At 73.4% G+C, this 23,269-nt stretch carries 18 protein-coding genes; 3 read left to right on the top strand and 15 right to left on the bottom strand.

Annotated elements, in window-relative coordinates:
- Window positions 1–31: 31 nt before the first annotated feature.
- The 11 genes from murC to mraZ all read right to left on the bottom strand — a co-directional run bounded on the left by murC (window position 32) and on the right by mraZ (window position 14,738).
- Complete coding sequence (gene murC / locus ACQPZZ_RS14845) at window positions 32–1,456, bottom strand: UDP-N-acetylmuramate--L-alanine ligase (RefSeq protein ID WP_432932458.1); 1,425 nt, start codon at window positions 1,454–1,456, stop codon at window positions 32–34.
- Complete coding sequence (murG, locus tag ACQPZZ_RS14840; protein ID WP_432932456.1) at window positions 1,453–2,532, bottom strand: undecaprenyldiphospho-muramoylpentapeptide beta-N-acetylglucosaminyltransferase; 1,080 nt, start codon at window positions 2,530–2,532, stop codon at window positions 1,453–1,455. Before murG ends, murC begins: the two co-directional genes overlap by 4 nt.
- Window positions 2,529–3,899, bottom strand: coding sequence for a putative lipid II flippase FtsW (ftsW, locus tag ACQPZZ_RS14835; RefSeq protein ID WP_432934391.1), 1,371 nt, complete (start codon window positions 3,897–3,899; stop codon window positions 2,529–2,531). Before ftsW ends, murG begins: the two co-directional genes overlap by 4 nt.
- Window positions 3,900–4,009: 110 nt before the next feature.
- On the bottom strand, window positions 4,010–5,386 hold the full coding sequence (gene murD / locus ACQPZZ_RS14830; RefSeq protein WP_432932454.1) for a UDP-N-acetylmuramoyl-L-alanine--D-glutamate ligase: 1,377 nt from the start codon (window positions 5,384–5,386) through the stop codon (window positions 4,010–4,012).
- Window positions 5,368–6,444, bottom strand: coding sequence for a phospho-N-acetylmuramoyl-pentapeptide-transferase (mraY, locus tag ACQPZZ_RS14825; protein ID WP_432932452.1), 1,077 nt, complete (start codon window positions 6,442–6,444; stop codon window positions 5,368–5,370). The genes murD and mraY overlap by 19 nt, the downstream gene beginning before the upstream one ends.
- Window positions 6,441–7,808: a UDP-N-acetylmuramoyl-tripeptide--D-alanyl-D-alanine ligase gene (locus ACQPZZ_RS14820; protein WP_432932450.1), complete on the bottom strand. Its 1,368-nt coding sequence runs from the start codon at window positions 7,806–7,808 to the stop codon at window positions 6,441–6,443. The genes mraY and ACQPZZ_RS14820 overlap by 4 nt, the downstream gene beginning before the upstream one ends.
- A 60-nt stretch (window positions 7,809–7,868) precedes the next feature.
- Window positions 7,869–9,440 (bottom strand): UDP-N-acetylmuramoyl-L-alanyl-D-glutamate--2,6-diaminopimelate ligase, encoded by a 1,572-nt coding sequence (locus tag ACQPZZ_RS14815; RefSeq protein ID WP_432934389.1) that lies wholly within the window; start codon window positions 9,438–9,440, stop codon window positions 7,869–7,871.
- A gap of 124 nt (window positions 9,441–9,564) precedes the next feature.
- Window positions 9,565–11,295 (bottom strand): peptidoglycan D,D-transpeptidase FtsI family protein, encoded by a 1,731-nt coding sequence (locus ACQPZZ_RS14810; RefSeq protein ID WP_363636804.1) that lies wholly within the window; start codon window positions 11,293–11,295, stop codon window positions 9,565–9,567.
- Window positions 11,296–12,248: 953 nt separating this feature from the next.
- Window positions 12,249–13,100: a hypothetical protein gene (locus ACQPZZ_RS14805; RefSeq protein WP_432932448.1), complete on the bottom strand. Its 852-nt coding sequence runs from the start codon at window positions 13,098–13,100 to the stop codon at window positions 12,249–12,251.
- Window positions 13,097–14,020, bottom strand: coding sequence for a 16S rRNA (cytosine(1402)-N(4))-methyltransferase RsmH (gene rsmH / locus ACQPZZ_RS14800; protein WP_432932446.1), 924 nt, complete (start codon window positions 14,018–14,020; stop codon window positions 13,097–13,099). Before rsmH ends, ACQPZZ_RS14805 begins: the two co-directional genes overlap by 4 nt.
- A gap of 286 nt (window positions 14,021–14,306) precedes the next feature.
- A complete protein-coding gene (mraZ, locus tag ACQPZZ_RS14795) occupies window positions 14,307–14,738 on the bottom strand; it encodes a division/cell wall cluster transcriptional repressor MraZ (RefSeq protein WP_079318531.1) in 432 nt (143 codons plus the stop codon).
- 479 nt (window positions 14,739–15,217) lie between these two features.
- On the opposite strand from mraZ, the gene ACQPZZ_RS14790 reads away from it, so the two are divergent.
- The 3 genes from ACQPZZ_RS14790 (at window position 15,218) to ACQPZZ_RS14780 (ending at window position 20,081) form a co-directional block, all read left to right on the top strand.
- On the top strand, window positions 15,218–16,198 hold the full coding sequence (locus tag ACQPZZ_RS14790) for an AAA family ATPase (RefSeq protein WP_363636809.1): 981 nt from the start codon (window positions 15,218–15,220) through the stop codon (window positions 16,196–16,198).
- Between the two features lie 161 nt (window positions 16,199–16,359).
- Window positions 16,360–17,601 (top strand): DUF58 domain-containing protein, encoded by a 1,242-nt coding sequence (locus ACQPZZ_RS14785; RefSeq protein WP_432932443.1) that lies wholly within the window; start codon window positions 16,360–16,362, stop codon window positions 17,599–17,601.
- Between the two features lie 35 nt (window positions 17,602–17,636).
- Window positions 17,637–20,081 (top strand): transglutaminase TgpA family protein, encoded by a 2,445-nt coding sequence (locus ACQPZZ_RS14780; protein ID WP_432932441.1) that lies wholly within the window; start codon window positions 17,637–17,639, stop codon window positions 20,079–20,081.
- A gap of 157 nt (window positions 20,082–20,238) precedes the next feature.
- Here the strand turns inward: ACQPZZ_RS14780 and ACQPZZ_RS14775 are convergent, their stop codons facing one another.
- The 4 genes from ACQPZZ_RS14775 to nusB all read right to left on the bottom strand — a co-directional run bounded on the left by ACQPZZ_RS14775 (window position 20,239) and on the right by nusB (window position 23,269).
- Entirely contained in the window at window positions 20,239–20,616 is a 378-nt protein-coding gene (locus ACQPZZ_RS14775; RefSeq protein WP_363636815.1) for a DUF3040 domain-containing protein, read from the bottom strand.
- A 147-nt stretch (window positions 20,617–20,763) separates the two neighbouring features.
- Window positions 20,764–22,008, bottom strand: coding sequence for a DNA polymerase IV (locus ACQPZZ_RS14770; RefSeq protein WP_432932439.1), 1,245 nt, complete (start codon window positions 22,006–22,008; stop codon window positions 20,764–20,766).
- Between the two features lie 42 nt (window positions 22,009–22,050).
- Window positions 22,051–22,773, bottom strand: a complete 723-nt coding sequence (locus ACQPZZ_RS14765) for a methyltransferase domain-containing protein (RefSeq protein WP_432932437.1) — start codon at window positions 22,771–22,773, stop codon at window positions 22,051–22,053.
- 85 nt (window positions 22,774–22,858) lie between these two features.
- On the bottom strand, window positions 22,859–23,269 hold the full coding sequence (gene nusB / locus ACQPZZ_RS14760) for a transcription antitermination factor NusB (RefSeq protein ID WP_363636821.1): 411 nt from the start codon (window positions 23,267–23,269) through the stop codon (window positions 22,859–22,861).

Genomic DNA, 23,269 nt, shown 5'->3' with positions numbered 1-23,269 from the left:
CTCCGGATCACTGCCCGGATCACTGGGCGGATCACTGGGCGGACAGCTCCGCGACGATCTTCGGGCCGAGTTCCGTCACGTCTCCCGCGCCCATCGTGAGCACGATGTCCCCGGCGCGGGCCCGCCCGGCGACGAGCGCCGGCACGGCCTGCCGCTCGGGCGCGTAGACGATCCGCTCGGCGGGAAGCGGGATCTTCCCGGCGACGAGCGCGCCGGAGACCCCGGGCTCGGGGTCCTCGCGCGCGCCGTACACGTCCAGCACGATCACCTCGTCGGCGAGGCCGAGCGCGGCGCCGAACTCGTCGGCGAAGAACCGGGTGCGCGAGTACAGGTGCGGCTGGAAGACCGCGATGACCCGGCCGTCGCCCGCGACGACGTCGCGGGCGGCACGCAGGTCCGCGGTCAGCTCGGTCGGGTGATGGGCGTAGCTGTCGAAGACCGTCACGCCCGCGGCCTCGCCCTTGGACTCGAACCGCCGTTTGGCCCCGGTGAAGGCGGCCAGGCCCTCCTTGACGTCGTCGAAGCGCAGGCCGAGGTGGAGCGCCACGGCGATCACCGCGGTCGCGTTGAGCGCGTTGTGCCGGCCCGGCACGGCGAGGCGGACCTCGCCCCGTCCGGGTCCTCCCGGCGCGGCGGGGCCGAGCTCAACGGCGAACTCCACCCCGAGCCCCCGTGGCACGATGCCGGTCGTGCGCAGGTCGGCGCCCGCGCTCTCGCCGTACGTGACGACGGTGAGGCCGCGCTCACGGGCGACCGGCACGAGGGCGGCGGCGCCCGGGTCGTCGGCGCAGACCACGAGCAGCGACCCGATCCGCTCGACGAACCGGGCGAAACTGTCGTGCACGGCCTGTGGGTCTCCGTAGTTGTCGAGGTGGTCGGCCTCGACGTTGGTCACCACGGCGATGCCCGGCGCGAGCATGAGGAACGAGCCGTCGCTCTCGTCGGCCTCCGCCACGAACACCTCGCCCGCGCCGTCGTCGGCGCCGAGGCCGGTCGTCACGAGCTGGCCCCCGACGCAGTACGACGGGTCCTCGCCGCACTTCTGCAACGCCACGGTCAGCATCGAGGTGGTCGTGGTCTTGCCGTGCGTGCCGGCGACGGCGATGCCGGTGCGGCCGGTCATGACCGACGCCAGCGCGGCCGCGCGCGGGATCACCCGCAGGTTCTGCCGCAGCGCCTCTCCCAGCTCGGGGTTGGAGTCGCGGATCGCGGTGGACACCACGACCGTGTCGACGTCCCTGATGTGGGAGGCGGCGTGGCCGACGTGGATGACGGCGCCCAGCTCGCGCAGCTCGGTCAGCAGGTCGGAGGGCCGCGCGTCGCTGCCCGACACCGGCACGCCCCGCTTGAGCAGGATCCGGGCGATGCCGGACATCCCGGCACCACCGACGCCGATGAAGTGCACCCGCCCCAGGTCGGCCACCGGGACGGGATCCACGAGCTTGACGAGACTCATCGGTGAGCGATCTCCAGCACCTTGCGGGCGAGCGCCATGTCGGCGTCCTTGCGGCCCATCCGGGATGCGGCCTCGGACATCGCGACCACACGCTCGGGGTCGTTCAGGATCGGCAGCAGCGTCTGGACGATCCAGGCCGCCGACAGGTTCGCGTCGTCGACCATCAGGCCGCCCCCGGCCCGCACGATGGGCTCGGCGTTGAGGCGCTGCTCGCCGTTGCCGTGCGGCAGCGGCACGAACGCCGCGGGCAGCCCCACGGCGGTGAGCTCGGCGCAGGTCATGGCGCCCGCGCGGGACAGCACGAGGTCGGCCGCGGCGTAGGCGAGGTCCATGCGGTCGACGTACGGCAGGATCACGTACTGCGGGTCGCCCGGCGGGGGCTCCACCTCGACGGTGTTCTTGGGCCCGATCACGTGCAGCACCTGGACGCCCGCCGCCCGCAGGTAGGGCGCGGCCTCCAGCGCCGCCTGGTTGACGGAACGGGCGCCCTGCGAGCCGCCGAACACGAGCAGCGTCACCCGGTCGGGCTCCAGCCCGAAGTACGACCGCGCCTTGTCGCCCATCGACAGGCGGTCCATCGTGCTGATCTCGCGGCGCAGCGGGATGCCGATGTACTCGGCGTTCGGGAGCACCGCGTCCGGATGGCCGGTGAAGACGCGCTCGGTGAGGCGGGCGCCGAGGCGGTTCGCCAGACCGGGCCGGGGGTTGGCCTCGTGGACCACGATCGGCACGCCACGCCGCCGGGCGCCGAGATAGCCGGGCGTGGCGACGTATCCGCCGAAACCGACCAGAACGTCCGCCCCGACCTTGTCGAGGATGCTCGCCGCGCTGCCGATGGCCCCGGCGAGGCGGCCCGGCACGGTGAGGAGCTGAGGGCTGAGCGATCGGGGCAGCGGCACGGCAGGCACGAGTTCGAGCTCGTAGCCCCGGGCGGGCACCAGGCGGGTCTCCAGGCCGCGCTCGGTGCCGAGGCAGGTGATGCCGATCCCCGGGTCGAGCCGGCGAAGCGCGTCGGCCAGCGCGAGCGCCGGCTCGATATGGCCGGCCGTCCCGCCGCCGGCGAGGACCACCCTCATGTCACTCCCTGTCTTCGCGGATGTTCTCGCGGATGCTCTCGCGGGTTCTCCCGCGTCCGTTCCTCCGTCGTTCCTCTTCGCGCCGTCCGTGGCCGTGCCGGCTGTGGGGCCGCCTGCCGCCGGGCCGATGCCCGCGAGGACGCGGGCCGCCGCCCGGCGCGGCCGTTCAGGCCAAGCCAGCTTAGAGCCCGCGCGACCGGTCCCGGGCCACGGGCGGCCAGCGCCTCGGCCGCTCCGGGCTCCCGTTTGGCGAACGACACCAGCATGCCGAGCGCGGCGAGCGTCGGCAGCAGCGCCGATCCGCCGTACGACACCAGGGGCAGCGGGATACCGGTGACCGGGAAGACCCCGATGACCGCGCCGATGTTGACGACGGCCTGCCCGGCGATCCAGGCGGTGACGGCGGCGGCCGACAGCCGGATGAAGGGGTCCTTCGTCCGCATGGCGATGCGCAGCCCGGCGTACCCGAGCAGGCCGAACAGCGCGACCACCACGAGCGTCCCCATCAGCCCGAGCTCCTCGCCCAGGATGGAGAAGATGAAGTCGCTTTCCGCGTGCGGAACGTAGTTCCACTTCTGCCGGCCCGCGCCGAGCCCCAGGCCGAACCAGCCGCCCGAGCCGATCGCCATCAGCCCCTGGGCGGACTGGAACCCCTCGTCCTGCGCGGTCTCCCACACGTGCATGAAGCCGGTGAGGCGGCCGAGCCGGTAGGGCTCGACGATGATCATAGTGGCGGTCGCCAGCGCGAGCAGCGCGAGCATCCCGCCGAACAGCCGCACGGGCGCGCCGACCACCCACAGCAGCGCCAGGAAGATCATCATGAGCACGAGCGTCGTGCCGAGGTCGCGTCCCAGCATCACCAGGACGGCCAGCAGCGCCACGCCCGGCATCAGCGGGATCAGCAGCTTGCGCCACTCGATGCGGCCGCCGCGCGCCCGCGCCGCGAGCAGGTCGGCGCCCCACAGCACCAGGGCCAGCTTCGCCGGCTCCGACGGCTGGACCGAGAACGGGCCGATGATGATCCACCGCTGGGCGCCCAGCACCTCCTGGCCGAGGAAGATGACCATCAGCAGACCGAGGATCGCCAGGCCCATCAGCGGATAGCCGGCCAGGCGGAAGAACCGCTGCGGCAGCCGGGAGCAGACCCACATCAGCGGGAGCCCGATCGCCACCGATGTGACCTGCTTGAGGAACCAGTAGAACGGGTCCCCGGTTTCCTGCAGTGCCGCGATGCTCGACGCCGACAGCACCATCATCAGCCCGAGCGCCAGCAGCAGCGCGCTGCAGCCGAGCACCAGGTGGTAGGACGTCAGCGGGCGGCCGAGCAGCTCGCGCAGCGCGGCGAGCTGGTTGGCGGCCCAGCCGATGGGCTCGGGCCCCCCACGCTCGGATCCCTGACGCTCGGGTCCCTGGCGATCCGCCTTCCGCGCGGCCGCGGTGCCGGCGGGACCGGTCGCCGGGCCCGTCCCTGGGCCCGTCACCGGGCCGCCAGCCGCTGCACGGCTCGGGCGAAGGCCTCCCCACGTGCTCCGTATCCGGCGAACATGTCCAGCGACGCCCCCGCGGGGGCGAGCAACACGGTGTCACCCGGGGTGGCGAGCCGGGCTGCTTCGGCGACGACACGGTCCATGACCCCAGTGTCTTGCCCCGGCACGTCCACGACGGGGACATTCGCGGCGTGTCGCGCCAATGCGCGGCGGATCACATCCCGATCGGCCCCCAGCAGCACCGCGCCGCGCAGCCTGGGCGCGGCCTGCCGTACGAGGTCGTCGACGTCGGCGCCCTTGAGCTGACCGCCCGCGACCCACACGATGGACCCGTAGGCGGCCAGCGACGCGGCGGCCGCGTGCGGGTTGGTGGCCTTGGAATCGTCCACGTAGTCGACCTCGCCGACCCGGGCCACGTGCGCGATCCGGTGCGGGTCGGGCGTGAACTCCCGCAGGCCGCGCCGTACGGCCTCGGGCGGCACGCCGTGCGCGCGGGCCAGCGCGGCGGCGGCGAGCGCGTTGGCGACGTTGTGCGGCGCGAAGGGGCGCACGTCCTCCAGCGAGGCGAGCTCCTCCGCCGAGGTCACCGGGTCGGCCACGAAGGCCCGGTCGACCAGCAGGTCCTCCACGACCCCGAGCTGCCCGGGCCGGGGCACGGCGAGCGTGAAGCCCACCCGGGAGGCGTACGGCTCGGCGAGGCGGGACGACCACGCGTCGTCGGCGTTGTAGACCACCGTCCCCGCTCCCGCGTAGACGCGCGCCTTGGCCGCGGCGTACTCCTCCATCGAGCCGTGCCAGTCGATGTGGTCGGGCGCCACGTTGAGCACGGCCGCCGCGAGCGGGGCCAGGGTCGACGACCAGTGGAGCTGGAAGCTCGACAGCTCCACCGCCAGCACGTCGTACGGCCCGTCGACGGCCTCGACGATGGGGACGCCGACGTTGCCCACGGCCACGGCCTTGTGCCCGGCGGCGGACAGCATGGACGTGAGCATGCGGACGGCGGTGGTCTTGCCGTTGGTGCCGGTCAGCGCCAGCCATGGGGCCGCGGACTCCGGCCGCAGCCGCCAGGCCAGCTCGACCTCCCCGATGACCTCGACGCCCGCGTCCACCGCGGCGGCGAGCAGCGGATGGGTGGGACGCCAGCCCGGCGAGGTGACCAGGAGCGAGGTCCCGGCGGGCAGGGCGGGCTCGCCGAAGCGCACCTCCACACCCAGCGCGGCCAGCTCGGCCGCCGACGCGCGCTGCCGCTCGCCGTTCGCGGCCTCCAGCACCGTCACGCGCTCGCCGCGCGCCGCCAGGGCCCGCGCCGCGGCGGCGCCCGACACGCCGAGACCGGCGACGACGACGTTCACTGTTTCGGCATCCATTCGAGGTAGAACAGTCCGAGACCGGCGGCCACGCACAACGCGGCGATCAGCCAGAAGCGCACCACGATCGTCGTCTCGGCCCAGCCCGACAGCTCGAAGTGATGCTGGAGCGGCGCCATCCGGAAGACCCGTCTGCGGGTCAGTTTGAAGGACCCGACCTGGATGATGACCGACATCGTGATGATCGCGAACAGGCCGCCCAGGATGACGAGCAGAAGCTGGGTCCGGGTGGTGAAGGCCAGACCGGCGATCACGCCGCCGAGGGCCAGCGAGCCGGTGTCACCCATGAAGATCTTGGCCGGCGGGGCGTTCCACCACAGGAAGCCCAGGCAGGCGCCGAGCACCGCCGCCGCGACCACCGCCAGGTCGAGGGGATCTCTCACCCAGTAGCAGTTGGGGCCGAAGCCGACCGTCGTGCAGCTGTTGCGCAGCTGCCAGTTGCCGATCAGCACGTACGCCGCGAGGACCAGGCAGGTGGCGCCGGAGGCCAGGCCGTCGAGCCCGTCGGTCAGGTTCACCGCGTTCGAGAAGCCCACGATGAAGAAGACGACCCAGATGATGAAGCCGATGAGCCCGATGGACGGGCCGATGTCCCGCAGGAACGACACGTGCGTGTCGGCCGGGGTCACGGCGTAGGCGTTGGGGAACCGCAGCACCAGCACCGCGAAGATCGCGCCGATCACCAGCTGCCCGCCGGCCTTGGCGCCGCTGCGCAGGCCCAGGCTGCGCTGCTTGTAGATCTTGATGAAGTCGTCGAGGAAGCCGACCGCGCCGAGGCCCGTCATCAGGAACAGCACCAGCAGTCCCGAGGCCGTCGGGGGGTCGCCGACCGCCGAGAAGACGGTCGCCCCGTGGGCCACGAAATAGCCGATCAGCGACGCGATGACGATCACCGTGCCGCCCATCGTGGGAGTGCCCTTCTTGTCGTAGTGTCCCGACGGGCCCTCCTCCCGGATGTTCTGGCCGTAGCCTCTGCGGGCGAACAGCCGGATGGCCAGCGGCGTGCCGACCATCGACAGGATCAGCGAGATCGCCCCCGCGATGAGGATGTTCCTCACCGGGCGTCACCTCCGAGGATCGCCTCGGCGACCCGCTCGAGTCCGGCCGCACGCGGCCCCTTCACCAGCACGACGTCGCCGGGCGCGAGCCGGTCCGACAACTCCCGCGCCGCCGCCGCGACGTCCGGCACGTGGATCGCGCCGGGCGCGCCCCGGAGCACCGGCTCGGCGTCCTCCCCCACGACGACGACCGCCTCCAGGTCCGCGCCCGCGGCCAGCCGCCCGAGGTCCTCGTTCAGCGCCGGGCCGTCCTCGCCCAGCTCGATCAGCGCGGCGATCACCGCGAACCGCCGCCGCCCCTCCCCGATCACCGCGAGGCTGCCGAAGGCCGCCCGCATGGAGTCGGGGTTGGCGTTGTAGGCGTCGTTGATCACGGTCACGCCGTCGGGCCGCTCGGTGACCTCCATGCGCCAGCGGCTGCGCGGCTCGGCCGCCGACAGCTCCTCGGCGATGGCGGCGACCGGCAGCCCCAGCTCGTGCGCGGCCGCCGCCGCGGCCAGGGCGTTCTCCACCGTGTGCCGGCCGTACAGACGCAGCCGGACCGGGGCCGTGCCGGACGGCGTGCGCAGCGTGAACGAGGCGCGGCCGGACGCGTCGAGCGTCTCGTCCTCCGCACGCACGTGCGCCTCCGGCGAGCGCCCGAAGTAGGTCACCCGCGCGCTCGTACGCCCGGCCATCGCGCGCACCAGAGGATCGTCGGCGTTGAGCACGGCGACCCCGTCGGCGGGCAGCGCCTCGACGAGCTCGCCCTTGGCCTGTGCGATCGCCTCCTTGCCGCCGAACACCCCCAGGTGCGCGGTGCCGACGTTGAGCACCACGCCGATGCGGGGCGGGGCGATCCTCGCCAGGTAGGCGATGTGGCCGATGTTGCGCGCGCTCAGCTCCAGGACCAGGAACCGGGTGGTCTCGTCGGCCTTGAGGACGGTCAGCGGGTGGCCGATCTCGTTGTTGTGGGAGCCGACGGGGGCGACCGTGGGACCGAGCCTGGCGGCGAGGCCGGCCAGCAGGTCCTTCGTCGTGGTCTTGCCCGCGGACCCGGTCACGCCGACCACGGTCGTGGCGGGCAGCTCCGACAGCACGGCCGTGGCGAGCGAGGCCAGGGCCGCGAGCGGGTCGCCCACGATCACGGCCGGCTCCTGTACGGGCCGGGTGGCGAGGACGGCGGCGGCGCCTGCGTCACAGGCCTGCCGGGCGAAGTCGTGCCCGTCGGCCCGCTCGCCCTTGATCGCCACGAACAGCGAGCCCGGTCCGGCCGCACGCGAGTCGATCACGACGGGGCCCCGGACCACGGCCGCGGGGTCGGCCGCCCCGTTCAGTTCTCCGGACGTGATCTCGGCGACCCGGGCCAGCGGCAACGGGATCATGGTTTTCCTGCTCTCTTTCGCGTCGCTAACTCGGCCGCCGGGGCACGACCCGGCATCGGCTCACGCATCGGCGGCCTCTCGCGCCGCCCGCCGCGCCCGGCCCCGCTCCGCGATGGCCGCGGCGGCCACCTCGCGGTCGTCGAAGGGAACGACCTCGCCCCCGACATACTGCCCCTGCTCGTGCCCCTTGCCGGCCACAACTACCACATCTCCGCACGCGGCACCGCCGACCGCCAGGCGGATGGCGGCCGCCCGGTCCGGCTCCACGACCACGTGGGCCCGCTCCTGTATGGGTACCCGCAGCGCGCCCTCGAGCATCGCGGCGAGGATCGCGAGCGGGTCCTCCGTACGAGGATTGTCGCTGGTGAACACGACCAGGTCGGCGAGGCGGACGGCGGCCTCGCCCATCATCGGGCGCTTGCCGCGGTCGCGGTCGCCGCCGCAGCCCAGCACGATCACCAGGCGGCCGCCGGGCCCGTCGTCCAGCACGGCGCGCAGCGAGCGCAGCACCGACTCGACCGCGCCCGGCTTGTGCGCGTAGTCCACGATCACCTGGACGTCGTCGGCGCCCGGCACCCGCTCCATCCGGCCCGGCACGCCGGCGAACTCGCCGACGCCGGTCACCGCGGCCTGCAGCGGGACCCCGGCCTCCACCAGCGCCACCAGCGCGCCAAGGGTGTTGGCCACGTTGAACGGGCCGGGCAGGGCCACCGACACATCGGCCTCGACCCCTCCGGGACCGACCAGGCGGAACCGGCTGCCCGCGGCGCCGAGGCGCACGTCCTCGGCACGCCAGTCGGCCTCCGGCGCCCCGGCGGCGGAGAAGGTGGTAATCGGGATCTTGGCCATGGCGGCCAGCTCCCGCCCGTGGGCGTCGTCGATGTTCACCACGCCCGCCCGGCTGAACTCCGGGGTGAACAGGCGCGCCTTGGCCGCGAAGTAGTCGTCCAGGTCGCGGTGGAAGTCGAGGTGGTCCTGCGACAGGTTGGTGAAGATCGACACGTCGTAGAAGAGCCCGTCCACCCGGCCGAGGGCCAGGGCGTGGCTGGAGACCTCCATGGCGGCCGCGCTCACGCCCCGCTCGCGCATCAGCGCGAACAGCCCCTGCAGGTCGGTCGCCTCGGGAGTGGTGAGCTCGGGGGTGAACCGCACGTCGCCCGCGCGGATCTCCACGCCGCCCACCAGGCCGGTGCGGTGGCCCGCCGCCCGCAGGCCCGCCTCCAGCAGGTATGTGGAGGTGGACTTGCCGCTGGTGCCGGTGACGCCGATGAGCGTGATGCCGGCCGTCGGCTTGCCGTACACCCAGGCGGCGACCTGTCCGAGCACCGCCCTGGGGTCGGGCACGACGAGCACCGGCAGCCCGGTGGCGACGGCCCGGTCGCGGCCCTCGGCGTCGGTCAGGATCGCCGTCGCTCCCGCCGCCAGGGCGTCGCCGGCGAACTCCGCGCCGTGCCGGGCCTTACCGGGGGCGGCCACATAGAGGTCGCCGCGCCGCACCCGGCGCGAGTCGAGGGTGACGCCGGTGACCGTGCCGCGGACCACCCGCGCTCCGGGGGACGGGACGGTCGCCGGCGCGCCGAGCAGCGACACGAGCGCGGACAGCGGGCGGGCCTGGACGGCCTCGGGACGCATGGACGACGGGGAACGCACGGCGAGAGCGTACCCCTCTCCGCCGCTCTCCCCTGCCACTCCGGCACCGGTCCCCCCGGCTCCGGCAGCTCCGGAACCGGGCACTGCGACTCCGGTCACTCCGCGGTCACTCCACCGGGCGAAGGACCATCGCGGGCGCCTTCGTGCCGGTCGGGGGGATCTTCCTGCTCTTCAACGCGAAAGTCATGACGTCCTTGAACACCGGGGCGGCGACGGCGCCGCCGTAGTGGCCTTTCTTCGGATCCTGGATCACCGCCAGGGCCATCAGCCGGGGCTGGTCCGCCGGGGTGAAGCCGACGAACGTCGCGGTGTATCCGCAGTATCCCGCGCACTTCTCGTCGTATCGCATGGCGGTGCCGGTCTTGCCCGCGACGCGGTAGCCCTCGATCGAGGCCTCCTCCCCCGTCCCCTCGTGGCCCACAGCCGCCTCCAGCATCAGCGCGATCCGCCGGGCGGTCGTCTCACTGATCACCCGCGTGCCCTTGGCCGCCGGGCTGGGAACGAACGCGCCGTGCGCGTCGGTGGTGCCCGCCACGATCGAGGGGGTCACCCGCACGCCGCCGTTCGCGATCGTCTGGTAGACGCTGGCCATCTGCAGCGCGGTGACCGAGATGCCCTGGCCGTAGGCGATCGTACAGCGCTGGCTGCCCGACCATGTCTCCCACTGCGGCAGCAGGCCGGCCTGCTCGCCGGGGACGCCCGATCCGCTGCGGGCGCCGAAGCCGAAGGACCGGAACATGTCGTACAGCCGCTGGCTGGAGATCTTGTCGGATACCATGATCGTGCCGACGTTGCTCGACTCGGCGAGGATCCCGGTGAACGTCAGCGGCTCGGGCTTGTGCGGGTGGGCGTCCCTGAGCTGCCGGTCGGCGCACTGGATGTGGTCGGGCACGCGGAAGACGCTGTCGGGGGTGACCACCCCCGCCTCCATCGCCGCCGCGGCCGTGATCACCTTGTTGGTGCTGCCCGGCTCGAACACCTCCGACACGGCACGGTTGGCGCGCTCCTCCGCCGTTGCCGACTGCCAGTGGTTGAGGTCGGCCTGGGGCGCGTTCGCCATGGCGAGGATCTGCCCTGTGGGAATGTCCATGACGATCACACTGCCGCTGCGCGCCCCCGTCGCGCGGACCTGCCGGTCCAGCGACTGCTCCGCGGCCCACTGGATGTCCCTGTTTATGGTCAGACGCACGTCACGCCCCGGCACCGGAGCCTCGCGCTGGCTGCGCGTCATCGGGATGCGCTGCCGGTTCGCGCCGAGCTCGATGCTCTGTTTGCCGTCCTTGCCCGCCAGGATGTCGTCGTACGCGCTCTCCAGGCCCTCCAGGCCTCTGCCGTCGACGCCGACGAAACCGAGCAGGCCGCCCGCCAGCGAGCCTCCGGGATAGAGGCGGCGGTAGGTGTCCTTGACGCCCACGCCCTTGAGCTCGAAGCCCATGATGCGCTTGGCCCGCGGCGGCTCGACGTCGCGGGCCAGCGGGATGTACCGCTGCGTGGTCTTGGCCAGCGCGGCGGCGATCTCCTCCTTGGGCTTGTTCAGCTCCCGTGCCAGCGTGGTCGCGACCAGGTCGCGCTTGGCCGGGTCGACGTCCTTGGGATCGACGTAGATCTCCCTGCCCTCGACCGTCACGGCGAGGTCGTGGCCGTCGGCGTCGGTGATCGAGCCGCGGCGCGCCGGCAGCGTCTCCGGCTGCACACGCTGCTGCGCGGCCCTCGCCTGGAGCACTTTGGAGTCGAAGCCCTGAAGCTGCACCAGCCGGCCGGCGAACAGCGACAGCACGATCGCCATGACCACCAGCGCCGCCCTCAGCCGCCGGGCCGGATTGCCCAGCCGGAGCACGGCGGGCGGACGCGGCGGGCCCGGCGGACCCGGCGGGCCCGGTGGGCGCTGCGTGCCGGAAGAGCGCTGGGAGCCTGGGGGACGCTGCGGACGCGACGGGCCGCCGCCGGGACGGGGACGGCCCGCGCCGGTCCCGCCGGGTGTCCCCGGTGCGGAAGCCCCCGGCATGGCAGGCCTCGAAGTGAAAGGCCTCGGTGTGGAAGGCCTCGGTGTGGAAGGCCTCGGCACGCCGGTCCTGCCGGGGGCCCCGGCCTTGGCGGAAGCACCGTCCGCGGGACCCGGCACGCCGCCACGCGGCCGGTCGGGGGCGCCGGAGGCGCCCGCCCGTGACTGCCCCGACCCCGCGCCGCCCGCGCCCGTCCCCCGCGATCCCGCCGGGGACCGCTTGTCGTTCCCGGATCCGGCGCCCCGAGGCCGGTCCCCCGCGTCGCCCGGTCCGTTCGCCCGCCCGCCGCGCGGGCGCCCCTCATCGGGAACCGGGTGCTGTGCGACGGCGCGGCGCGGGCCGCCGCCGGGCACGCCGGACCCGTCCCTTCTCGTCGTACGCGCGGGTGACGGGGACCTGCCCGAGGCACGGGCGGACGCGCCCGGCGCGGACCCGCGCCTCCCGGGCGACTCGCCTGAGCGGTCGTCCCGGGCGCCGTCACGTCCGCCCGCGGCGTCGCGTGCGCCGTCCGCCCGGCCGCCCTGCCTGCCGCCCTTCTGCCTGCCGCCGCCATGCGGGGCGCCGCCGTTCCCGCCGCGCCGGACCGGGCCGCTCGCCCTGCCGTCAGGGCCGGTGTCGTCAGGGCCGGGATCGGAGGACCGGCCCGGACGACCGGGCCTCGGCGGCCCGTCCTGCCTCGACGGCCGCCCCGGGGAGCCCGGGCTCCTTTTGTCACCGCCCGGGCCCTGGCCACCGCCGCGCCCGCTGGGACCCCCGCGGCCGGGACCCGGGTTCCGGCCGCTGTCTCTCACCGGTCCGTGCCCTCCTTCTGGGCTTGCTCCGGCGTCGTCGCGCCGCCGCCCGCGTCGATGAACTTCGGTGCGGTCCTGTCGGGTTCGAGGCCCTGCCCGGCGGCCTGCTCCCGCACCGCGTTCGGCTGCGTCCACTGACGGAGCTGGTTCTCCTGCTCCGCGGCCTGCTCGTGCAGCTCGTCGATGCTCGACCGCAGGTCGCTCAGTCTGAACGAGTCCTGCGCGAGAACCGTGTTGAGCAGCAGGAGAGTCACCAGGCCGCCGCACATGAGGCCCACGACGAGGAGCACGAACGGCGCCCTCGCCGGCCGCCGGAACGCCCGCCGCGCCATTGTGGCACGCGTGGACGCCGCCGGCCGGGTTTCGGAGCCGCCGCGCCGGGCGGTCCGCGGCGTGGGCGCGACCTCGGTGAGGCTCCGGGCCTCACGGGACGGCGCGGGACGGGCGCCCGTGCGGGGCGTGGCCGTACCGGGAGCGGCGGGGGCGGCCGTACGCGCCCGGGCGCCGTCACGCTTCGGGGCCGCGACGGAACCGGCGGACGCCGCCCGCGCGCCGTCGGGCCGGGCGGCCGGAACCGCCTCACCCCGGCGCGCGTCCGTACGGGACCTCCGGGGAGCGGGAACGGCCTCGCCTTGGCGCCGGCCGTCCGTGCCCGGCCGGGGAGCCGGAACGGCCTCGCGCGCACGCTCGTCACCCGCCGTGGGGGCGCCGGGGCGGACACGGCGCTTGCCCGGAGTGGCCGCGGTCTCGCCCGCCGTCGCGGCGGCCCGGCCCGGCGTGCGGCCGGGCACGCGCGGCGGCACGGCCGTGCGCGCGGCCGCCCTCCTGGTCTCCTGCTCTGTCCTCATCCCTCGCGGATCCTCTCTGCCGCCCGCAAGCGGGCCGAGGTCGCCCGCGGGTTGCGGGCCACCTCCTCGTCGTCCGGGAGCTCCGCTCCCCTCGTCAGTAGGCGGAACCGGGGCTGGTGAGCCTCCAGGGGGACGGGCAGCCCGGGGGGGCTGGTGTCCCTGGTTCGCGCCACGAGGACCTGCTTGGTGAGCCGGTCCTCAAGGGAGTGATAGGCGAGCACGACCACGCGCCCGCCCAGCGCGAGCGCGTCGAGCGCGGCGGGGAGCGCGCGCTCGAGCGCCGACAGCTCCCCGTTCACCTCGATGCGCAGCGCCTGGAACGTTCTCTTGGCGGGGTTGCCCCCGGTCCGCCTCGTCGCGGCGGGTATCGCCGCGCGGACCAGGTCGGCAAGCCGTTTCGTGCTGGTGATGGGGTCCTTGGCACGCTCCTTGACGACGAGGTTCGCGACGCGTGCCGCGAAACGCTCCTCGCCGTAGTCGCGCAGGATGCGGGTGAGGTCCGCGGCGGAGTAGGTGTTCACCACATGCTCGGCGGTGAGCTCCTGCTCGCGGTCCATCCGCATGTCGAGGGGAGCGTCGTAGGAGTAGGCGAAACCGCGCTCGGCCTCGTCGAGCTGAGGGGAGGACACGCCGAGGTCGAACAGCGCGGCGTCCACGCGGGGCCGTCCGGCGTCGTGGAGCACGTCGGCAAGTTCGTCGGAGACGGCGCGCACCAAGGTGACGCGGTCCGCGAACGGCGCGAGCCGTGCGGTGGAACGCTCGATGGCGGTGGGGTCGCGGTCGATGCCGATGAGATGGAGGGAGGGGTGGGCGGCCAGAAGCGCCTCGGCGTGCCCGCCGAGACCCAGGTTGGCGTCCACGGCCACCGGCTCCGGCCCGGACAGCGCCGGAGCGAGCAACTCCAGTACGCGATCGAGCATGACCGGAACGTGACCACCCGGCTGACCGGGCTCTTGCGACAACGCTTCCAACCCCCATTTACGCCGCAGTACTCGCGGATTCGCGGCTGTGCCGCCGGTGACTACCCAACGGATCCCCACCCATGCCGGTTCCCGGGAGGAAACCGACCCGTCCGGCCAGGTCCCCATCCGCGTCGCCGGCCGTGGCGTCTGACACCGGGGAAGGTGCATCAGCTGCCACATGGGAGCGGGTGGAGACCTCGCCGAACGTCACCGACGGGTCAATTGATCAAAAGGAAAGAACGATCTACAGAATCCCGGGCAGCACCTCCTCCGACAGATCGGAGAATGCCTGCTCCTGGGCCTCCAGGTAGGTGTCCCACGCCTGGGCGTCCCAAATCTCCAGCCGCGTGTTGGCGCCGATCACGACGCAGTCACGTTCCAGCCCGGCGTACCGCCGCAGCGTCTGGGGAATCGTGATGCGTCCCTGCTTGTCCGGCACCTCGTCGGACGCGCTGGCGAAGAAGACACGGCTGTAGTCGCGGACCGCCTTCGCCGTCACCGGAGCGGTGCGCAGGGCCTCGGTGATGCGCTGGAACTCCTCTACGGGGAAGACGTAGAGGCAGCGCTCCTGGCCTTTGGTGATCACCAGACCCTCCGCCAGCTCCTCGCGATACTTCGCCGGCAGGAACAGCCGTCCTTTGTCGTCGAGGCGTGGGTGGTGGGTGCCGAGGAACACCGGACCCACCTCCTGTGCCTTGTGGAGCGCTCAGCGCTATAGCCCCTGCCCTCCACTGCGCACCACCATACTCCACTTCTCCCCACCGTCAACTGATTCTGCACGTGCCGGCATTCAAAATCGGCGGCGTTTTCGCAGGTGAAATGGGGTGGGCCGGAGTGGGGCGCCGCGGCGCCCCACAGCGCGCGCACGGGCGTGTCGGCACCCGCGAAACCTCCGGCGGCCACGGGGTTCCGGGGCAGCCCCGGGGGCCGGGTGGGGGGAAGTGGAGCGCGCCGGGGCCGCCCCGCGTTTGTGTGTCACGGGATTCGGACGAGCGCGGCACGTGACCGCGAAGAGATGCCACAACACTGTGGGCAGTTCACTCGGATTTCCGGACAAAGTCGCCCTGGAACGACAGGGGACATAGGGTCAGTACACAGAATGGAAAAGGAACGTTTAATGCCCCATTCTCGGGGACGCACCCTCATGGAGGCCTGGTGGCAGTAACACCTGACGTCACCGATGCGGCAGCCCGGCTCGAGGATCTGGTCGACACCGCTCACCGGATCCGCAACGCGATCGAATCAGTGATCGAGGGCAAGAGCGACGTCGTCCGCCTGACTCTCACCGTGCTCCTGGCGGAGGGCCACCTGCTGATCGAGGACGTGCCCGGCGTGGGCAAGACGATGCTCGCCAAGGCTTTGGCGCGCTCGATCGACTGCCCGGTCAAGCGCGTCCAGTTCACCCCCGACCTGCTGCCGAGCGACATCACCGGGGTCAGCGCGTACAACCAGCAGACGCGGGAGTTCGAGTTCAAGCCCGGACCGGTCTTCGCCAACATCGTCGTCGGGGACGAGATCAACCGGGCCTCCCCCAAAACGCAGTCCGCCCTCCTGGAGTGCATGGAGGAGCACCAGGTGACGGTCGACGGCGTGACGTACGCGCTGGAGTCGCCGTTCATGGTCATCGCGACGCAGAACCCGATCGAGATGGAGGGCACCTATCCCCTCCCCGAGGCGCAGCGCGACCGCTTCACCGCCAAGATCGCGATGGGGTACCCGGAGCCGGCCGCCGAGCTGGAGATGCTCGACGTGCACGGCGCCTCCCAGCCGCTGGACAAGATGGAGCCGGTCGCGACCACGGCCGAGGTGGCCGCGCTGATCCAGGCCGTCCGCGCGGTCTACGTCTCGCAGCCGGTCAAGCGTTACGCCGTCGACATCGTGGCGGCCACCAGGCACTCTTCCGACCTGCGGCTCGGCGCCTCCCCACGGGCCACCCTCCATCTGGTGCGCAGCGCGCGGGCCCACGCCGCGCTGTCCGGCCGCGACTACGTGATCCCCGACGATCTGCAGGACCTGGCGGTCCCCGTGCTGGCGCACCGCCTGATGCCGAGCCTGGAGGCGCAGGGGCAGCGCCGCCACCCGGAGCAGCTCGTCGGCGAACTGCTCCGGCGTGTCCCCGTCCCCGACGCCTCGTGACACGGACACCCGCGAAGCACCCAGTGAGGCCACTTCGGTGACGACCCCAGTAATACGGACGACCCACGCGCGGCGGAACCCCGCGCCACGCCACACCTTCGGGGGCGTCCGGTTCGGTGCCCGCTCCCGCGAAACGACAGCCGGCGAGTGACGGAGGGCCGATGACCGGGCTCAAGGCTCTGACCCCGCGAGGACGCTCGTTCCTCGCCTCCGGCGTGGCGGCCCTGCTGTGCGCCCTCGTGCTCGGGGAGCAGGACCTGCTCCGCGTGGCCGTGTTGATCATCGCGATGCCGTTGCTCGCGTCGCTGGTCGTGGCCCGCACCCGTTACCGGCTGGCCTGCGCGCGGCGGCTGGGCCCGGCACGGGTGCAGGCGGGCGAGGAGAGCACGGTGACCCTGCGGCTGGAGAACGTCACCCGTCTGCCCACCGGCCTGCTGCTGGTCGAGGACACCCTGCAGTACGCGCTGGGCACCCGGCCGAGGTTCGTCCTGGACCGGATGGAGCCACGCGGCATCCGGGAGATCGACTACAAGGTGAGCTCGGACCTGCGCGGACGCTTCCCGATCGGGCCGCTGTCCGTGCGGATCGCCGATCCGTTCGGGCTGGTCGAGCTGGCCCGTTCGTTCACCATCACCGACACGCTGGTGGTCACCCCCGAGGTGGTGCCGCTGCCGCCGGTGCGTCTGTCGGGCGAGTACAGCGGCGGAGGCGACAGCAGCACGCGCTCGGTCGCGGCGGCGGGAGACGACGACGTGGCGCCTCGCGAGTACCGCCAGGGCGACGACCTGCGCCGGGTCCACTGGCGCTCCACCGCGCGGCACGGCGAACTGATGGTCAGGCGCGAGGAGCAGGAGTGGCAGAGCCGGGGCGCGCTGCTGCTCGACACCCGCAGGCACGCCCACCGGGGAGAGGGGCCGCGCTCGTCGTTCGAGGTCGCGGTCTCGGCCGCCGCGTCCATCGGCATACACCTGTCCGCCGAGGGGCTCGCCCTGCGCCTGGTCACCGACCAGGGCGCGCGGCACGTGGTGGAGACCGGCCAGTCGTGGTCGCTGCTCGACACGCTCGCGGTCATCCGGCAGAGCACGGCGCGGTCGCTCGAGCACGGCGTCGGCGCGCTGCGCCAGGGCGGCGGCGAGGGGCTGATCGTCGCGGTCCTCGGGGCGCTCGACCCGGAGGAGGCCCGGACGCTCGCCCAGCTCAGGCACCCGGGCGTGACCGCCGTCGCGGTCCTGCTCGACCTCGCCTCCTGGGACGGCGCGTCCTGGGACGCCGTCGCCGCGGAGAACGCGCGGACGGCGCGGTCGGTCCTGACCGGTGCGGGGTGGCGGGTGCTCGACCTGCCCGCCGGCGCCTCGCTCGCCGGCGTGTGGCCGCAGGCCGGAAACAACAGGAGCGCGGCCTGAGCCGGCCGCTCCGGCGTGACGGAAGGTAGAAAGCGATGAAACTGCCGGTTGCGGCGGGGCTGGCCACGGCGGCCGTCACGGTCACGCTCTATCCGCTCTTCGAGGGCGGCGCCTGGTTCTGGTCCTGCTTCGGCGCGATCCTCGTCGCCACCGTGGCCGGGCTGGCGGTCTCTCTCCTGGGCGCCCGCCCGTGGGTCGCGCCGGCCGCGTCGTTCGTGGCGGTCCTGCTCTACCTGACGCTCGTCTTCACGCCGGAGGAGGCGTGGCTGCGGATCGTCCCCACCAAGGACTCGATCGTCCGGCTCGCCGAGCTGGTCGGCTCCGGGTTCGACGACATCCAGCGGTACGCCGCCCCGGTGCCGGACGATCCCGGCATCACGCTGCTCACCACGGCGGGAGTGGCGCTGATCGCCCTGCTCGTGGACGTCCTCGCGGTGCGGCTGCGCCGGGCCGCGCTGGCCGGGCTGCCGCTGCTCGCCCTGTTCACGGTGCCCGCGGCGGTGGTCACGGAGCCGATCGGGTGGATCGCGTTCGTCATCGCGGCGTTCGGCTACATCGGCCTGCTCGTCGCCGACGGGCGGGAACGCCTGAGCCGCTGGGGCCGGGCCGTCGTGGTGCGCCGTTCCTCCGGCTCCGCGCGCGGCGCCGCCCCCGACACCGAGCGGCTGGCCCTGTCCGGCAAGCGCATCGGCGTGACGGCGATCGCGCTGGCGATCCTGGTGCCCGCGGCGCTGCCGGCGCTCTCCCCCGACCCGCTGTTCGGTTTCGGCGTGGGCAACGGCTTCGGCGGGGGCGGCGGCAACATCGGCATCCCCGACGCCATCGCCAAGCTCGGCGGCCAGCTCAGGCAGCAGCGCAACGCCACCGTGCTCACCTACACCAGCAGCGACGACGTGTCGCGCTATCTGCGGATCTACTCCCTCGACATCTTCGACGGGACGAAGTGGACACTGGCCCCGCTGCGCGGGCGCCCGGAGGACCGCGTGTCGGAGGGGCCGCTGCCGCCGACGCCCGGGCTCCGTCCCGGGGTGTCGGTGAAGCGGGCCGAGATGCGGGTCACGATGAGCGAGGACATCGGCACGCTCAACTTCCTGCCGCTGCCGTACCCGGCCCGGCAGGTCGAGGCGGACGGCGACTGGCGCGCCGACCGGGACTCGCTCATGGTCTTCTCCACCGAGGACGAGGCGGCCGGGATGGAGTATCGGGTGGTGACCGAGGAGCCCGAGCCCACCCTGACGGAGCTGCGCACGGCGGTGACGCTTCCGGACAGCGACCGTTACCTGCAGCTGCCCGACGGGCTCGATCCCCGGGTGGCCGCTCTCGCGCGCCGGGTGACCGCCGACGCCACCACGCCGTACGAGGCCGCGGTCGAGCTCCAGGAATGGTTCACCCAGGCCGGCCGGTTCACCTACGACGTGCGCGCGTCCGGGTCGGGCGCGCAGGCGCTGTCCCGCTTCCTGTTGCGCGACCGCAGGGGCTACTGCGAGCAGTTCGCCGGGGCGATGGCCGTCATGGCTCGTCTGCTCAACATCCCGGCGCGGGTGTCCGTCGGCTACACGGGCGGCACCAAGATCGACAACGTCTGGACGGTCCGCACCCACGACACGCATGCCTGGCCCGAGCTGTTCTTCGACGGCATCGGCTGGCTGCGGTTCGAGCCCACCCCCGCCGGGACGGGCGGGCAGGGCACGGCCCAGGTGCCGTCGTATTCGCTGCCCGTCACGCCGACGGCCGATCCCACGGCGGGCCCGTCCGCGGGGCCGACGTCGGACGAGGAGGACACCGGCCAGGACGCCGGGCCGGTCCGGCCGAACCCGCGCCAGCTCGACCGCGACCTCGACGGCACGGCCATCGCGGCCGACCCGGGCACGCCCGTGGCCGTCAAGGCCGGGATCGGCGCCGCCGCCGCGCTGGCGCTGCTGTTGCTGCCCGCCGCCGCACGGCTCCTGGTGCGCCGCCGGCGCCTTGGCAGGCTCACGCGGACGGCCGCGGACGGCCACGCCGCCTGGGCGGAGCTGCGCGACACGCTCACCGACCTGGGCATGGCCGGGGAACCGGGCGAGACGCCGCGCGCGCTCGGCCGCCGGATCGCCGGGCGGCACCCGCTCGGGCCGCAGGCCGCCGAGTCGCTCGCCCGCGTCGTCACATCCGAGGAACGGCTGAGGTACGCCCCCACGCCCTCGGCGTCGGGGCCCGTCCCGGCGGACCTGCGTCACATCAGGCGCGATCTGGCGGCGAGGACCTCACGGTGGCGGCGCCTGGGGGCCGCACTTGCCCCGATGTCCGTCCTGCTGCGGGTGCGGGCGGCCGGCGAGGGCGTGCTCGACGTGTTCGACCGGCTGGAGGGACTGCGGCTCCGGCTCTGGCGGACAGGGCGGACGGGTACGCGTGAGACGGCCGCGGCCGCGAGGCGTCCCGGCGCGGCGGCCGGAAGCGGCGATTCCGGCAAGGACCGGACCCTGACCGGCGCCCGCCGCTGATCTGCCGCCTCCCCGCGCCCGCCCCTGCCGTGCGGGGACGGAAGCCCCTGCCGTGCGGGGACGGGAAAGAGCGCCGGTCGCCGCAGACGACTCGGTGGGCCCGCGGAGCGGGCCCACCGGCGGTGGCTCAAATGGGGAGCGGTGGTTCAGATGGGGATCAGTGCTCGTCGTGGCGGCGACGCCAGCGCTCTTCCATGCGCTCCATGAAGCTCTGCCGCTGGGGACGGCGGCTCCGGTTGCGGGACGGCGGGGAGTCATTGAACCCGTTCATGCGCTTCCAGCTCGACAGGCCCCACAGACAGGTGGCCAGCATGACCACGAAGCCGGCGGCACCGAGCCAGATCTGGGCCGCGACGACGCCGACCATCAGCAGGACCACGCCGAGTGCGAAGCCTATGGAGGCCTTCACCAGGCGGCGCTTGTAGTGGCTGCGCGGATCACTGATCCGTACGGTGTTCGCCCACTTCGGGTCCTCGGCATAGAGGGCCTGCTCGATCTGGTCGAGCAAGCGCTGCTCGTGCTCAGACAGCGGCACGGCGCCTCCCAAGGACGGCCCCATTCAGGGGAAGACGGCAACGGACGACACGGGGTGTCCGAACCTCGCGGTCGGTTATCCCCAGAATACGAGGCCTCAGACGTAGGCGAAAGAAAACGTCCAACGCGGCCCAAACCGGAGGTGACGTCATGGACCTATTGGACCAAACGGACGCCGAACAAGCGACGCCGGCTTCACCGCGTCCGGACCGAAGCGGCGAGCGGCGCGGTCCATGGCCTGTTCCGCCTCCCGCCAGCCGGTCTCCCGCTCGCCCAGGCCCAGCTGACGGGTCGCCGCGGCGGCCGGGAGCAGGTTCTCCACGCGCACGCCGACCAGCCGCAGCCGCACCCGCTCCAGCCCGGCGGCCTCGAAGAGCTCGCATGATGTGTCGAAAATCTCCTTCGCGACGTCGGTAGCCTCGCGCAGCGTACGCGACCGGGTGATGGTCGTGAAGTCGGATCGGCGGAGTTTGACGCTGACCGTTCGGCCGACGTGCCCGCCGGACCGCAGGCGCGCGGCCACCCGCTCCGACAGCCGCAGCAGCTCACGCCTGATCGTCTCGGGGTCGTCGACGTCGTGGGGGAACGTCTCCTCGTTGCCGATGCTCTTGTCGGGCGCGTGCGGCACCACCCGGCGCTCGTCGCGGCCCCATGCCAGGGCCGCGAGGTGCGCGCCGACGGCGCCGAACTCACGCTGGAGCGTCGTCACCGGCACCTGGGCCAGATCCCCCACGGTGCGGATGCCGAGCCGTACGAGGGCCTGCTCGGTGCGCTCCCCCACACCCCACAGGGCGGCGACGGGCAACGGGTGCAGGAACTCCACGACCCGGTCGGCCGGGACCACGAGCAGGCCGTCCGGCTTGCACTGCCGCGAGGCGAGCTTGGCCACGAACTTCGTGCTCGCCACCCCCACCGAGCAGGTGATGCCGTACCGCTCGGCGACCTGGGCACGGATCATCCGGGCGATGGCCACGGGGCTGCCGAGCCTGCGGCGGGCCCCGCCGACGTCGAGGAACGCCTCGTCGGAGGCGATCGGCTCGACCTCCGGAGTGATCGACTGGAAGATCTCCATGACGCCGCGGGACACCTCGGCGTACGCGGCGTGCCGGGGCGGGATGACCGTGGCCTGCGGGCAGATGCGCCGGGCCCGCGTCATCGGCATCGCCGAGTGGACCCCGAACCGGCGGGCCTCGTAGGTGGCGCTGAGCACCACTCCTCGCGCGCCGGTCGCGCCCACGATGACCGGGGTGCCCCGCAGCTCCGGACGGTCGAGCAGCTCGACGCTGGCGTAGAAGGCGTCCATGTCCACGTGCAGGATGGGGCAGCCGCTGTCGTCGACCGGCCCGTCCGGCGGTGGCGACGGATCCCGAGGCAGCAGCTGGTTCCGGGACATGAGGCCAGCCTACCCGACCACCGCATTATCCGAACATTGTTTCTACTGACGGTAGGCGACAACGTGGATCTGGGTGGCGACGTCGCGGAGCACCGGATGGGTCGCCGCCGCCCGCTCCAGCGCGACCAGGCCGTCGGGGTCGCCCTCGGCCAGCATGCCCGGGACGAGGTCGGCGAAGATCCGCACGCCCTGCACCTCGCCGACGGTGAACCCGGCGCCGGCCAGCAGCGCGCCCAGCGTCTCGCGGGAGAAGCGGCGCGGCGTGGGGTCGCGTTCGCCCCAGCGGCCCGCCGGGTCCGACAGCACCCGGCGCGCCTCGTCGAAGTGGCCGGCCAGCGAGCGGTGGACGGCCGTGGCGACCGAGTTGGCGGCCAGCACGCTCACCACCCCGCCCGGCCGCAGGATGCCGCCGACCGCGCCCAGCGCGCCCGCCGGGTCCTCGACGTACTCCAGCACGCTGTGGCACAGCACCAGATCGGCGCTGCCGGGCTCCAGCAGCTCGCCGAGGTCGGCGGCGTCGCCCTGCAGCCCCTTCACGCCGACGCCCGTCTCCGCCGCGCGGCGCTCCAGCGCGGCCAGCGAGTCCGGGGTCGGGTCGACCACGGTCACGGCGTGCCCGAGCGTGGCCAGCGGCACGGCGAAGCCGCCCGTGCCGCCGCCGGCGTCCACGATGTCGAGCGTGTCGCGCCCGGTGGCGGCCGTCCGCTCGGCCAGGAGCGCGCGCAGCGCCTCCCAGACGACGGCGCGGCGTGTGGCGTCACGCACTTACGGCCTCCCTGTCGGGCCTCTCGAAGCTGTCGGCCCCCGGAACCGCCGGTCTCCCGGAGCCGCCGGGCCGAGGGACGTGGGGTCAGAGCGAAAGCGAGGGCTTGAGCTGCTTGAAGCGGGCCAGCAGTCCGTTGACGAACTGCGGCGACTCGTCGGTCGACAGCTCCGCGACCAGGTGCACCCACTCGCTGATGACCACGCCCTCCGGGACCTCCTCCGACCACAGCATCTCGTAGGTCCCGCCGCGCAGAACGTTGCGGTCCACGGCGGGCATGCGCTCCAGGGTCCAGCCCTCGGCGTACGTCGAGATCAGCTCGTCGATGCGCTCCAGGTGCCGGACCACGCCCTCGACGAGAAAGGACGTGTATTCGTTGACCGGCGGGTCCGCCCGCTCCACCCGCTCGGCGAGCACGTCGAGCGGGCTCAGCTGCCGTGCCTCGGCCTCGAAGAGGATGTCCAGCGCGCGGCGGCGGGCCTTCCCTCGAGCCGACAC

Origin of the sequence: Microbispora sp. CA-135349, from assembly GCF_050947365.1 — a bacterium.
Lineage (GTDB): Bacteria > Actinomycetota > Actinomycetes > Streptosporangiales > Streptosporangiaceae > Microbispora.
This window is presented reverse-complemented; position numbering and strand designations above follow the sequence as displayed.